This is a genomic window from Rathayibacter sp. PhB186 (assembly GCF_003751825.1).
Taxonomy (GTDB): domain Bacteria; phylum Actinomycetota; class Actinomycetes; order Actinomycetales; family Microbacteriaceae; genus Rathayibacter; species Rathayibacter festucae.
On the sequence record NZ_RJKO01000003.1, the window covers coordinates 16748 to 30180 of the forward strand.

Below are 13433 nucleotides of genomic sequence, written 5' to 3' on the forward strand. Positions count from 1 at the left end.
GGGCGGGAGTGGATCACGCCGCCTTGTCCGCGGCCTCGGCCAGCATGGCGAGGTAGTCGTCGAGCACGTACGAGATCGACAGCGGGGTCGGGTTCGCGGCGGTGCCGAGCGGCGTGGAGGGCAGGCGCACGATGGCGTCGTTCTGCACGGCCGGGATCTGCGAGAGCAGCGGGTCGGCCTTGAGGGTGTTCACGAGCTCGTCGTCGCCGTAGGTCACGATGACGTCGACGTCGTTGAACGCGTCGGCCTGCTCGGCGCTCTGCGTGAGCGAGAACGCGTCGGTGGTGGCCGAGGCGGTCGCAATGCTCTCGGGCGTGGTCAGGCCGAGGTCCTCGAAGAAGGCCGGGCGGGTGTCGTGCGTCGTGTAGAAGCTGACCTGGCTGAGGTCGGTCGGGTCGACGTGGGTGAGGAACATCGCCGAGGCGCCGGCGAGCTGCGGGTGCGCGGCGACCTTCTCCTCGATCTCGGTCTCGAGCTCGCCGATGAGCGCGGCGCCCTCGTCGGCCATGCCCATCGCCTCGCTGTTGAAGGTGATGGTGTCGCGCCAGGAGGTGCCCCAGGCGGTCTCGGGGTAGGCGACGACGGGCGCGATCTCGGTCAGCGTGTCGTAGTCCTCCTGGGTGAGGCCGGAGTAGGCGGCGAGGATCACGTCGGGCTGCGTGTCGGCCACGGCCTCGAAGTCGATGCCGTCGGTCTCGTCGAAGAGGACGGGGGTCTCGCCGCCGAGCTCCTCGAGCTTCTCGGACACCCAGGGGAGCAGTCCGTCGCCGTCGTCGTCGCCGAAGTTCGCGGCGGCCATGCCGACCGGGACCACGCCGAGCGCGAGCGGGACCTCGTGGTTGGCCCAGTTGACGGTCGCGACGCGCTCCGGCTGCGACTCGATGGTCGTGGTGCCGAGCGCGTGCTCGATGGTGATCGGCTCGAAGCCGTTGTCGGCGGTGTCGGGGCCGGCCGCGGCGGACGAGCAGCCGGCGAGGCCGACGGTGAGCAGGGCGGTCGCGACGAGCGCGAGCGGCTTGGTGGCGCGGGGCATTGTTCCCTTTCGGAAGGCTGTGGTCATGGCGCGCAACGGGCGGCGGACGCCGTGCACTAAGGACAGCCTAACCAAAGAATGTGCAGGTTCTCAGCCGGAAAGGGCCGGGATGTCCCTACTTCAGGCGGTGACGAGCTTCTCCACGGTGCGGAGGTTCCGGGTCGTCGTGGTCGAGCGGAAGACGGCGCGGGCCAGGATCTTGGCGGCCGGAGTGTCGGTGGAGGAGCCCTTCGGGCAGCGCCAGTAGAGGACGCCGTCACCGCGGGCGAGCAGCTCGACGGCCGGGTCGGTCGCGCCGACCGCGGACTCGGCGGCGTCGAGGGCGGCGGAGTCGGAGCCGAAGACGACGTAGGGGTGCGCGGTCTCGTCGATCCGCTCGAACGGGTAGGCGGCGGCGGCCGCGGCGAGCGCCTCCTGCGTGACGAGGACGATCCAGGCGTCGTAGCCGAAGCGCTCGCCGAGGGCCGCCTCCAGCGCGGGCTTCAGCTCGGACGGGTCGCGGTCGGAGTCGAAGGCGGCGTTGCCGCTGGCGAGCACGGTGCGGACGGCGGTGCCGCCGACGCTCTCGACGGTGGCGGCGAGGTCCGCGCTGCGGACGGTGCGGCCGTTGACGTTCACTCCGCGGAGGAGGGCGACGAGGCGGGTCATGCCGCCGACGGTAGCGTGGCGGGATGGCGCGCGGTGGACGGATCTTCGGGGGCGATGCGGGGCGGGCGGGCTCGGACACGGGCTCGGACACGCTCGAGGCGGCGATCCTGCGCGCGAGCACCCGCGGGCCCGGCGCGCGGACCCGGGCGGAGATCGTCCCGCCGTCGGGGCGGCACCTCGTGCTGCCGTCGACCTCGGGGACCGTGCTCGCCGTGGACGTCGACGCGCTCGTGGCGCTGGCCGCCTCGGAGGATCTGCTGATCGCGCTGGAGCGGCGGCCCGGCGACTTCGCCGTGGCGGCGACTCCGCTGCTCTCGTGGTGGTCCGCGGACGAGACGGTGCCGGACGAGGAGACGGAGCGACGGCTCGACGCGCGCGCGCTCGCCGCGGTGAGGCTCGGGCCGGGTCCCGGGACGGATGTGGAGTCGCGGCTGCGCGGGCTCGTCGCGCGGGCGGACGTCGACGGGCTCGCCGCGGCGCTCGCGTTGCTGGCCCGGGTGCCGGATCCGCCGGCCGCGTTCCAGGACGCGGCGGGGTTCTGGCGGCTCATGGTGCCGGAGGCGCCGTTCGAGCGGCGGCTGCTGCTGGCGCTGGCGGTCGAGGCTCCGGCCGAGCGGGTGCTCCTGCTGCTGCGCGACTGCGGGTTCACGGCGACGCTGCCGAGGCGGCGGGCGGTGATCGCGGCGGCCTGCGCGCGGGTCGTGTCGGCGGCGCCGGACCCCGGGGCGCTCGCCGGACTGGCGGAGGCCGTCGACGACGCGCTGGAGAAGCGCTGGCGCGCCCCCTGACCACCTCCGGCACGCGGAACCGGCCTCGGCACGCGGGAACCCGCGGATCCGGCGAGCCGGACGCGAATCCGCGAGCCGGAACTCCCGGGGCTGCACCTCCGGCACGCGGAAACACCCTCGGCACGCCGAAGCGCGCGGATCCAGCGAGCCCGACGCGATTCCGCGAGCCGGAGCTGCCCGGGCCGCACCTCCGGCACGTGGGAACGCCCTCGGCTCGCGGAAACGGGCGGATGCAGCGAGCCCGACGCGGTTCCGCGTGCCGAAGCTCCCGGGGCTGCACCTCCGGCACGCGGAAACACCTTCGGCACGCCGAAACGCGCGGATCCAGCGAGCCCGACCCGAATCCGCGAGCCGGAGCTGCCCGGGCCGCACCTCCGGCACGCGGAGACGCCCTCGGCACGCGGAAGCCCGCTGATCGCGCGAGCCCGACCCGATTCCACGAGCCGGACCTCCCCCGGCCGCACCTCCGGCACGTGGAAACACCTTCGGCACGCCGAAATGCGCGGATCCAGCGAGCCCGACGCGGTTCCACGAGCCCGAACTCCCCCGGACCACACCTCTGGCACGTGGAAACACCTTCGGCACGCCGAAACTCGCGGATCCATCGAGCCCGACCCGAATCCGCGAGCCGGAGCTGCCCGGGCCGCACCTCCGGCACGTGGAAACGCCCTCGGCTCGCCGAAACGCGCGGATCCAGCGAGCCCGACGCGGTTCCACGAGCCGGAGGTGGACCCACGAGCACGCGGCGTGCGCCGAGCGACCGCCGCTCCGGCCCCCGGAGCACCCGCGCAGGCCGGGTGCCTAAGCTGGACGGATGTCCCTTCCCGGTCTCGAATTCCGTCGCTTCCCCGCCGCCCTGACCGCCGAGGGCGGACCCGACGCCGCCACGGCCGCCTGGGGCACCGCGATCAACGCGGGCTTCCACGAGAAGGAGTACACGCCGGAGCAGTGGCGCGACTGGGCCGAGCACATGGTCGCCGACCAGCGCGAGCTGACCGCCGTGCACGATTCGGCCTCCCCCGAGGGCATCGACGGCGAGTCCGTCCCCGTCGCCACCTACGCCGCGTTCCCCGGCTCGCTGCAGGTCGGCCGCGGGCGCGAGCTCGCCGCGCACCTCGTCTCGCAGGTCACCGTCCGGGCCACGCACCGCCGCCGCGGGATCCTCCGCGCCATGATCACCGACGACCTGCGCCTGGCCCGCGAGTCGGGCGCCGCGGTCGCCGTGCTCACCGCGAGCGAGGCCTCGATCTACCGCCGGTTCGGCTTCGGCCGCTCGGCCTTCACCCGCTCGATCCGCGTCGACACCGGCCCGCGCTTCGCCCTCCAGGTCGAGCCGGCCGGCCGCGTCGAGGTCGTCGCGACGACCTGGCTGCAGTCGCGGGTCGAGGAGGTCTTCCGCGCCTTCCACGCGCGCACCCCCGGCTCGCTGACCCGGCAGTCGCGCTACGCCGCGAACGCCGTCGGCACCGAGCCCGGCGAGACCGCGCCGGGCCGCGCCGTCCGCTCCGCCGTGCACCTCGACGCCGACGGACGGCTCGACGGCTACGTCACCTACAAGGCCGTCGGGCCGGACGAGGACGACCGCACCCTCGAGGTCGTCGACCTGGTCGCCGCGACCGCCGACGCCTACCTCGGGCTCTGGAGCTTCCTCGGTGCCGTCGACCTCGCCTCGACCGTCACCTGGGACATGGCGCCCGTCGACGATCCGCTGACCTGGGCCCTGCGCGACGCGCGCGTCGTGGAGGTGACGAAGGTCGCCGACCTGATCTGGACCCGCGTGCTCGACGTGGCGGCGGCGTTCGGCGCGCGGCCGTGGACGAGCGACGGCATGCTGGTGCTCGCGGTCCGCGACGAGCTCGGCCTCGTCGACGGCACCTACCGGATCACGGTCGAGGGCGGCGAGGGCCGGGTCGAGCGCAGCGACGACGCGCCGACCCTGTCGCTGGACGTCGCCGACCTCGGCACGCTGCTGCTCGGCTCCGCCCGCCCGTCCACGCTGGCGCGGGCCGGCGCGGTGACGCTGGCGGAAGCGGACCACGAGGGCGTCGACCGCTTCTTCTCGCCGATCGCGGCGCCGTACTGCATCTCCTTCTTCTAGGCCGCGCGCAGGGGGAAGCCCTGCTGATCGAGCAGCCCGCGAAGCGGGCGCATCGAGATCCATCAGCGCCGGAAGGGGGGGTCTGCAGGCCTGCCCTTCTGAGGGCGGCGGGTCTCGATACGCCCCTGCGGGGCTACTCGACCAGCATGTCGCGGCGCAGCCGCGTCCTCTCGACCGGCATCGCGCGGCGCAACCGCGTCCCTTCGACCGGCATCGCGCGGCGCAACCGCGTCCCTTCGACCGGCATGCAGAGTCCGGGACTCGCAGGGTCCTCCGGGTGTCCCCGCAACCGCGGTCGGTCATGCTGGAGGATCCCGACCCGCGAGGAGTTCCGCATGGGCGCATCCGTGATCGTCGACGCCGTCGTCGTGCTGAGCCTCATCGGCGCGCTCGTCGACGGCCTGCGCCGCGGCTTCCTCCGCACGCTCGGCGGCCTGGCGGGGGTGGTCGCCGGGGCGATCGCCGCCTCCTTCGCCGTTCCCGCGGTCTCCGCCTGGGCGGCCGGCAGCGAGTGGCGGCTACTCGCCGTGATCGGCACCGCGGTGCTCCTGCTCGGCGTCGGCTACGCGATCGGCGCGACCATCGGCGCCGTCTTCGGCCGCGGCGCCGACAAGGTGAAGCTCGGCCTCCTCGACCGCCTCGCCGGAGGGGTCGCCGGCGTCGCCATCACCGGGCTGGTCTGGATCGCCGTCACCTCGGCGGTCTCGCTGCTCGGCGTGCCGCTGGTCACGACCTCCGTCGCGGGCTCCACCGTCATCCGCACCATCGACGACCTCACGCCCGACCCGGTCCGCGGCTTCCTCGCCCAGCTCCAGTCGACCGTCGTCGACGAGGGCACCTCCTGGATCGTCGAGGCCCTCGACGCCCCGACCGAGGCGCCCGTCATCCCCAGCGTCGCGACGGACGACCCCGAGGTCGCGACCGCGACCGACTCGGTCGTGCGCGTCTCCGGCACCGCCTGGGCCTGCGACGTCGGCGTCACGGGCAGCGGCTTCGTCGTCTCGGACGACCGGGTGGTCACCAACGCGCACGTGGTGGCCGGAGTCTCGCAGCCCGTGGTCGAGGCGCCGAACGAGCCGCCGCGCACCGGTCGCGTCGTCTACCTCGACGCCGCCGCCGACCTCGCGGTCATCGCCGTCGACGGGCTCTCCGCCGCGCCGCTCGCCCTCGACGACGCGGTCCTGGCCGGCGACGACGGCGTGGTGGCGGGCTACCCGTTCGGCGGACCGCTGACCCTCGGCGCCGCGCAGATCTCCTCCGACGCCACCGTCTCGCTGATGGTAGACGGCGCGCCGACCTCGCGCGAGGTGCTGACGCTCGCGGCCCTCGTGAACCAGGGCAACTCCGGCGGACCGCTGCTCTCCCTCGACGGCACCGTCTCGGGCGTCGTGTTCGGCAAGGCCGCCTCGGTCGACAACGTCGGCTACGCGATCCCGCTCTCGGTGCTCGGACCGGTGGCCGCCGAGGCGCCGTCGCTGACCGACACGGTCGATTCCGGGCCCTGCCGCTCGGCCTGAGCGCGCACTCCCGCGCACAACATCAGCTGGGAAGGGGGTCCCTCGCCCCACAGCGGAGGCACCCCCTTCTCAGCTGATGTTGTGCAGCGCATCCGCGCACACCCCGGTCACTCCGCCGGCAGCGGCCCGTCCGTCAGCACCAGCCGCAGCTCGTCGAGCTGCACCACGGTCGGATCGGTCGCCAGGTACTCCTCGACCCGCGGATCCAGCGGGAAGCGCGCCGACTCCTCGATCGCGATCGCGACGATCCCCTCCGACGCCGGATCCGTCGTGTACCGATCGCCGATGTAGGGCACGTAGACCCCCGACGACATCCCCTGCACCAGCACCAGCCCGCCGTCGAGCCCGCGCTCGTGCAGCGCGCCCGCCACCCGCGCGATCCCGGTCGGCCGCTCCTGCGCGATGCCGACGGAGGTCGCGGCCGCGATCACCAGCGAGGCCACCAGCAGCAGGACGCCGACCGGCCGCGCGATCCGCCATGGCAGCACGAGCCCGTCGCGCAGCGCCTCGGCGATCCCCATCCCGGCCAGTACGCAGAGCAGCCACGCCCACGCCACGTAGTAGTGCGGCAGCGCGACCGCGCTGATCAGCAGGTGGAAGACCAGCAGGAGCAGTGTCGCGCCCGCCAGGTACAGAACCAGCGCCCGCCGCCGCGGCGCGAGCAGCGCCAGCAGCCCGCCGAGCACGAGCACGGCGAGCGCCGCCGGACCGACGCCCGACAGCATGAACCAGAGGTTCGCCCACCACGGCGGGAAGCGGTACGGCGCCCCCGCGACGTCGATCATGTGCCCGCTCGCGTTGTGCTCGCTCTGGAAGTCGAGCAGGTAGCGGATCGCCTCGACCGGGTGCACCGGCAGGTAGGCGAGCACCGCGGTCACGAGGAAGGCGAGCGCGAACGCAGCGAAGCCCCGGAGTGCCCGGCGGCGGTCGCCGATCAGCAGCAGCGGCACGAGGAACACCGGCGCCAGCGCCAGGGTCGTCAGCTTCGAGGTGACCGACAGCGCGAAGAGGACGCCGGCGAATCCGATCAGCCAGCCAGTGCGCTCCCCCGCCGCCCCGCGTCGCGCCCAGGCCCAGGCGGCGGCCATCGCGGCGACCGCGAAGAGCACCATGAACGGCTCCAGGAGCGCGAGCCGGTCGATCCGGGTGCCGCCGGTCGCGGTGGTCCGCGGGAAGAGGAGGAACAGACCGGCCGGGATCAGCGCGAGGACGGTGCCGAGCTCGCGCTTCAGCCAGAACCAGAGGATCACGCCGGTGAGGAGGGTCGCCGCGCCGGCCGCGATCCGCCCCGCGAGCAGGCCCTCGCCGAGCAGGACCTGCGCGAGTCCGATCAGGTACTTCGCGGTCGGCGGGTGCTCGAGGTTGGGCGTCATGTCCCCGTGGAGGTAGCTCCAGCCGGCGGAGAGGTAGACGGGCTCGTCCGAGGAGATGTTCGCGGCGCCGAGGTTGCCGAAGCACTGCCAGAGCGCCCAGAGCAAAGTCGCGAGGACGGCCGCGGCCCTCGCCGTGCCGGTTCCGCGTGTCGTGCCGACGGCGCGCGCCGTCCCGCTTCCGCGCGCCGTGCCGATCCCCCGCTCCACCCGGCCGATCCTAGGCGGTGCCCGATCGACGGGCAGGACGCCCGGAGGCCGCCCCCGAGCGCCGAGCGCCCGCCCCGGTAGGATCGTCGCGCATCCCCACCCTCTCTCCTGGAGCCTCCAGCACATGGCAGACAGCCGCACCGCAGACGCCCGCATCGCCGTTCCCGACACCACCGCGAACGCGGCCGTCACTCCCGAGAAGGAGCAGCCCTACGCGGCGCTGGGGCTGAAGCCCGACGAGTACGCGAGCATCCGCGAGATCCTCGGCCGGCGCCCCACGAGCGGCGAGCTGGCGATGTACTCGGTGATGTGGAGCGAGCACTGCTCCTACAAGTCGTCGAAGATGTACCTCCGCCAGTTCGGGCAGAAGGTCTCGCCTGCCATGAAGAAGAACCTCATGGTCGGCATGGGCGAGAACGCCGGAGTGGTCGACGTGGGCGAGGGCTGGGCCGTCACCTTCAAGATCGAGAGCCACAACCACCCCAGCTACATCGAGCCGTTCCAGGGCGCGGCCACCGGAGTCGGCGGCATCGTCCGCGACATCATCTCGATGGGCGCCCGCCCCGTCGCCGTGATGGACGCCCTGCGCTTCGGCGACATCGACGATCCGGACACCGCCCGCGTCGTGCACGGCGTGGTCGCCGGGATCTCCTTCTACGCCAACTGCCTCGGCCTCCCGAACATCGGCGGCGAGACGTACTTCGACTCCGTCTACCAGGGCAACCCGCTCGTCAACGCCCTCGCGGTGGGCGTCCTCCGCCACGAGGACCTGCACCTCGCCAACGCCCGCGGCGTCGGCAACAAGGTCGTGCTCTTCGGCGCGCGCACCGGCGGCGACGGCATCGGCGGCGCGTCGATCCTCGCCTCCGACAGCTTCGCCGACGGCGGCCCGACCAAGCGCCCGGCCGTGCAGGTCGGTGACCCGTTCGCCGAGAAGGTGCTCATCGAGTGCTGCCTCGAGCTGTTCCGCAAGGACCTCGTCGAGGGCATCCAGGACCTCGGCGCGGCCGGCATCTCCTGCGCCACCTCCGAGCTCGCCTCGAACGGCGACGGCGGCATGTTCATCGAGCTCGACTCGGTGCTGCTGCGCGACCCCTCGCTGACGGCCGAGGAGATCCTGATGTCGGAGTCGCAGGAGCGGATGATGGCGGTCGTCCGCCCCGAGAAGCTCGACGCGTTCCTCGAGGTCGTCCGCAAGTGGGACGTCGAGACCAGCGTGCTCGGCGAGGTCACCGACTCCGGCCGGCTCATCATCAACTGGCACGGCGAGGAGATCGTGAACGTCGACCCGCGCACCGTCGCCGTCGACGGCCCGGTCTACGAGCGCCCGATCGCCTACCCCGCCTGGCTCGACGCCCTGCAGGCCGACTCCTCCTCGCGACTGCCGCGCTCGACCGAGGGCGACGCCCTGCGCGCCGAGACCCTCGCGCTGCTCGGCTCCGCGAACCTCGCCGACAAGAGCTGGATCACCTCGCAGTACGACCGCTACGTGCTCGGCAACACCGCGCTGAGCTACCCCGACGACGGCGGCATGGTCCGCGTCGACGAGGAGTCCGGACTGGGCTTCGCCGTCGCGACCGACGCCAACGGCCGCTGGTGCCAGCTCGACCCCGCGCAGGGCGCGCGCCTCGCGCTCGCCGAGGCGTTCCGCAACGTCGCCGTCACCGGAGCGACCCCCGTCGCCGTCTCGGACTGCCTCAACTTCGGCAGCCCGGAGAACCCCGAGGTGATGTGGCAGTTCCGCGAGGCCGTCGGCGCGCTCGCCGACGCCTGCCTCGAGCTCGAGATCCCCGTCACCGGCGGCAACGTCTCGTTCTACAACCAGACCGGCGACGTGCCGATCTTCCCGACCCCCGTCGTCGGCGTGCTCGGCGTCATCGACGACGTCGCCCGCCGCATCCCCTCCGGCTGGCAGGACGAGGGCGACAACGTCTACCTCCTCGGCGTCACCCGCGACGAGCTCGACGGCTCCGCCTGGGCGGGCACCGTGCACGACCACCTCGGCGGGCGTCCCCCGCAGCTCGACCTCACCGCCGAGAAGTCGCTCGCCGAGCTGATCGCGGCCGGCTCGACCGAGTCGCTGATCGCCTCCGCGCACGACCTCGCCGACGGCGGACTCGTCGTCGCGCTGGCCGAGTCCGCGATGCGCTTCGGCGTCGGCGTGCGGATCTGGCTCGACGAGCTGATGGAGCGCGACGGCGTCGACGCCACGGCAGCCCTCTTCTCGGAGTCGACCGGCCGCGTGCTCGTGTCGGTGCCGCGCGAGGACGACGTGAAGTTCCGCGGGCTCTGCGAGGGCCGCGGCTACCCCGTGCTCCGGATCGGCGTCACCGACGCCGAGTCCCCCGTCGTCGAGGTCCAGGGCCTCTTCACGGTGCCGCTCGAGGAGCTGCGCGCCGTGAACGGCGCCGTGCTGCCGTCCCGCTTCGCCTGACGCCGGGCGGCTCCGCTCCGGAGCCCGCCCCACCCCTCAAAAGTTGCGGTAGTCGCGCTCGACTACCGCAACTTCGGAGGACTCGCCCGCACAGCCCGCCGGGGCCTCCAGCCGAGCCTCCAGAAGTTGCGGTAGTCGCGCGCCGCTACCGCAACTTTTGAGGAGTCGACGCGCGCGTTCGCCCGCGCCCCGCGGCGGGTGCCCGCGCATGCCTGCCCGCGCCCCAGAGCCCGCAGCGCCCGCCCCACTCTCCAAAAGTTGCGGTAGTCGCGCGCCGCTACCGCAACTTTTGAGGAGTGGGGCGGGCGAGTCTCCGCGGGTGCATCTCGGGTGCGCAGAAGTTGTCGTACTCGGGAAGCGCGTACGACAACTCTTGAGGAATGGGCGCGCGGGAGCAGTGCCGGGGTTCCGGGATTACGGAATGTTTGCAATAGTGGAGGTATGACCTCCGAACGTGATCTCGCCGGCGAGCTCGACGAGCTGCGGGAGCGGGTGGCGCGGCTCGAGGGGGAAGCGCTCGTCGCGGCTCCTCCCGGCACCGCCGCCACCGGCGCCCCGGCGCAGGACGACCCGTTCTGGGCGCTCAGCGCGCTCAAGGAGCGGCTGCCCTCGCCGGGCGGGGTCGTCTTCGCGGGCGCCGTCGCCACTCCGGCCGGGCCGGTCGAGTGGCAGTACGGCCTCAGCACCGACGCGTTCTTCGAGCGCGACTGGGGGTCGAGCCCGGGCCCGGCGGCGCTGGCCGCGCTGGGCAGCCCGGTGCGGCTGCGCTTCCTGCAGGCCGTCGCGGGCGGAGTCGAGACGGTCGCGCAGCTCGCCGAGAGCGAGGGCGCGGGCACGACCGGCCAGATCTACCACCACGTCAACCAGCTGGTCGCGGCGGGCTGGCTCGAGGCGCGCGGCCGCGGGCGCTACGGCATCCCGCCCGAGCGGCTGGTGCCCCTGCTGACGATCCTTCTGGCCGCAGGAGGTCCCCGATGAGAACCCGAACCCGCGTGATCGCCGCCGCCGCGGCCGTCGCCGTCCTCGCCGGAGGGGTGCTGCTGCGCCCGGCGGCACCCCGGCTCTCGGACGAGCGCACCGGCGACGCCGCGATCGCCCAGTGGCTGTCCGAGCAGGCCGACGGCACACGCGACCGGCTCGTCGCCGCCGTCGTCACTCCCGACGGCGTCCGCTTCGCCGGACTCGGCGCCGACGAGAGCACGGAGGTCGAGATCGGCTCGGTGACCAAGACGATGACGGCGCTGCTCCTCGCGCAGAGCGCCGACGCCGGGACGGTCGCCCTCACCGATCGCGCCGGCGACCACGCGGAGCTGGGCGGCTTCGACGGCACGCTGGAGGAGCTGGCGAGCCATCGCTCCGGGCTCCCGCGCCTGTCCTCGGCGCCGCTCGACCTGGCGGCGACGCTCGTCGCGCAGCTGCGCGGCGTCGATCCGTACACGACCTTCTCGCCGGACGACGTCCTGCGCCAGGCGGCGAGCGCCGGCGGCGGGACGGACGAGGTCGCCTACTCCAACCTCGGTGTCGCCGTCCTGGGGCAGACCCTCGCCCGGGCGGAGGGAGCCGACTACGCCGACCTCGTGCAGGAGCGGATCTTCACGCCGCTCGGGATGACCGGCAGCTCGGCCCCCGTCTCGGCGGACGCGCTCGCGCCGGACGCGCCCACGGGCTACTCCGAGAGCGGCCGCTCGGTCGGCCCGTGGACACTCGAGGGCTACGCACCGGCCGGAGGCGTCCGCTCGACCGCCGCGGACATGGCGCGGTACGCGCGCGCCCTGCTCACCGACGACCCGGCGCTCGGCGTCCCGGCCGCGACCGTCCTCGAGCCGCGCTTCGACGCCGGCGACGGCGACCGCATCGGCCTCGCCTGGTTCACCTCCCCGGCGGAGGGCGGCGGCTCGACGACCTGGCACAACGGCGGCACCGCCGGCTACGCGACCATGCTCGCGATGGACCGGGAGCGCGGCGTCGCCGTCTTCGTGAATTCGAGCACCGCGACCTCGGTCGACGCGCTCGGCCTCGACCTGCTCGCCCACGTCCTGGAGGAGGAGGCATGATCCTCGCCACCCTGATCGCCCTCGCCGTCACGGTCTTCACCGTCGGCCGCTTCGCGCTCGGGAGCATCCCCTGGCGCCGCACGGCGAAGCACCTCGACCGCGATCGCCTGCGCGTGCTCACCCGCGGCGTCGAATCGGCGCTCGTGCTGCTGCTGGTGCGGGTGCTCGCCGACTGGACGCTCGTGTCCCTCGTGCCGTGGTTCGCGCTCGTGGCGCTGGCGGCGGCCGGGGCGTTCGGCGCCGTCGTGCGCTGGCACGCCCTCCCCTGGCTCGAGGACCCGTCGAAGCGCCGGGCCCGGACCACGGGCTTCGCCGGCACGGTCGCCCTCTCGGCCGTGCTCGTCGGCGTGATCGGGCTCTGACCGACACGCCGCCCATGCTGGTCGAGTAGCCCCGCAGGGGCGTATCGAGACCCGCCACCGCCAGCAGGGCGGGACTGCAGACCCGACTCCCGGTGACGGTGGATCTCGATACGCCCGCTCCGCGGGCTACTCGATCAGCATGAATGCGCCCGACCTCGGCCACACGGAGACGGGTACCGCCTGCATGCTGGTCGAGTAGCCCCGCAGGGGCGTATCGAGACCCACCATCGCCAGCAGGGCGGGACTGCAGCCCCGACTGCGCAGGATCTCGGCACGCCCGCTCCGCGGGCTACTCGATCAGCATGCGAGGGCCGGGTCAGCCGGCCTGGGTCGGCAGCGGCTCGGGCTCGGCGTTGTCGAGGACGCGGCCGTTCTGGTCGCCGACGGTCAGCACCGTCGACGGGCTGAGGTTGAGGGTGTCGCCGCCGAAGAGGCTGCTCAGGTTGACGCCGTCGCGGCGGACGGAGTTCAGGGCGTCGAGGTAGTCGGCGCTGACGCAGAAGCGGTCGGCGATGCGGGCGGGATTGTCCCCGGCCGCGACGACGTACGCGGCGGGCGTGCCGTCGGTCGCGGGGCGCACCGTCCCGGCCGCGCCCTCGCGGGTCCCCCGGTCGCGCACGACCTCGAGGTCGACGTCGCCGATCGAGCCGCCGCCGGCGAGGTCGGAGATCACGCACTCGCCGGTCGCGGCGACGGGCACCGGCGCGAGCGAGACGCTCGGCACGGGACGCGGACCGGCGTCGGCGCTCGGCGCACTCGTGGCGGTCGCGGAACTCGCCGCACCGGCCTCGGCGGTCGGCGCCGCGTCGGGGATGTCGGCCGCCGACGTGCAGCCGGCGAGCAGGAGGGTGCTCGCGAGCACGATCACGATGCGCTGAGTCGTCTTCGATGCCACTCCCAGACTCTAACCCGCAGCGCG

11 protein-coding genes are annotated in these 13433 nt (G+C 73.7%); 7 read left to right on the top strand and 4 right to left on the bottom strand.

The window, feature by feature from the left end; translation table 11 throughout:
* Positions 1-13 precede the first annotated feature (13 nt).
* Positions 14-1033, bottom strand: coding sequence for an iron-siderophore ABC transporter substrate-binding protein (locus tag EDF45_RS10110; RefSeq protein ID WP_123736285.1), 1020 nt, complete (start codon positions 1031-1033; stop codon positions 14-16).
* A gap of 120 nt (positions 1034-1153) precedes the next feature.
* Positions 1154-1681 (bottom strand): DUF1697 domain-containing protein, encoded by a 528-nt coding sequence (locus EDF45_RS10115; RefSeq protein ID WP_123736284.1) that lies wholly within the window; start codon positions 1679-1681, stop codon positions 1154-1156.
* Positions 1682-1704: 23 nt separating this feature from the next.
* On the opposite strand from EDF45_RS10115, the gene EDF45_RS10120 reads away from it, so the two are divergent.
* The 3 genes from EDF45_RS10120 (at position 1705) to EDF45_RS10130 (ending at position 6084) form a co-directional block, all read left to right on the top strand.
* Positions 1705-2469 (top strand): DUF2254 family protein, encoded by a 765-nt coding sequence (locus EDF45_RS10120; protein WP_123736283.1) that lies wholly within the window; start codon positions 1705-1707, stop codon positions 2467-2469.
* Positions 2470-3283: 814 nt separating this feature from the next.
* Entirely contained in the window at positions 3284-4567 is a 1284-nt protein-coding gene (locus EDF45_RS10125) for a GNAT family N-acetyltransferase (RefSeq protein ID WP_123736282.1), read from the top strand.
* A 335-nt stretch (positions 4568-4902) separates the two neighbouring features.
* On the top strand, positions 4903-6084 hold the full coding sequence (locus tag EDF45_RS10130; protein WP_165909125.1) for a MarP family serine protease: 1182 nt from the start codon (positions 4903-4905) through the stop codon (positions 6082-6084).
* Between the two features lie 107 nt (positions 6085-6191).
* Here the strand turns inward: EDF45_RS10130 and EDF45_RS10135 are convergent, their stop codons facing one another.
* Positions 6192-7664 carry a glycosyltransferase family 39 protein gene (locus EDF45_RS10135; RefSeq protein ID WP_185020145.1) on the bottom strand — a complete coding sequence of 491 codons (1473 nt, stop codon included), beginning with the start codon at positions 7662-7664 and terminating at the stop codon, positions 6192-6194.
* A 124-nt stretch (positions 7665-7788) separates the two neighbouring features.
* Between EDF45_RS10135 and purL the strand changes: the two genes are divergently transcribed.
* From purL to EDF45_RS10155, 4 genes are all read left to right on the top strand, one after another.
* Entirely contained in the window at positions 7789-10098 is a 2310-nt protein-coding gene (purL, locus tag EDF45_RS10140; RefSeq protein ID WP_123736279.1) for a phosphoribosylformylglycinamidine synthase subunit PurL, read from the top strand.
* 441 nt (positions 10099-10539) lie between these two features.
* Positions 10540-11076 (top strand): helix-turn-helix transcriptional regulator, encoded by a 537-nt coding sequence (locus tag EDF45_RS10145; RefSeq protein WP_123736278.1) that lies wholly within the window; start codon positions 10540-10542, stop codon positions 11074-11076.
* The gene (locus EDF45_RS10150) at positions 11073-12152 is read left to right on the top strand and encodes a serine hydrolase (protein WP_123736277.1); all 1080 of its coding nucleotides are present in this window, start codon (positions 11073-11075) and stop codon (positions 12150-12152) included. The genes EDF45_RS10145 and EDF45_RS10150 overlap by 4 nt, the downstream gene beginning before the upstream one ends.
* Positions 12149-12514 (top strand): hypothetical protein, encoded by a 366-nt coding sequence (locus tag EDF45_RS10155; RefSeq protein WP_123736276.1) that lies wholly within the window; start codon positions 12149-12151, stop codon positions 12512-12514. The genes EDF45_RS10150 and EDF45_RS10155 overlap by 4 nt, the downstream gene beginning before the upstream one ends.
* A gap of 316 nt (positions 12515-12830) precedes the next feature.
* Here the strand turns inward: EDF45_RS10155 and EDF45_RS10160 are convergent, their stop codons facing one another.
* On the bottom strand, positions 12831-13409 hold the full coding sequence (locus EDF45_RS10160) for a hypothetical protein (protein WP_123736275.1): 579 nt from the start codon (positions 13407-13409) through the stop codon (positions 12831-12833).
* Between the last annotated feature and the right edge of the window lie 24 nt (positions 13410-13433).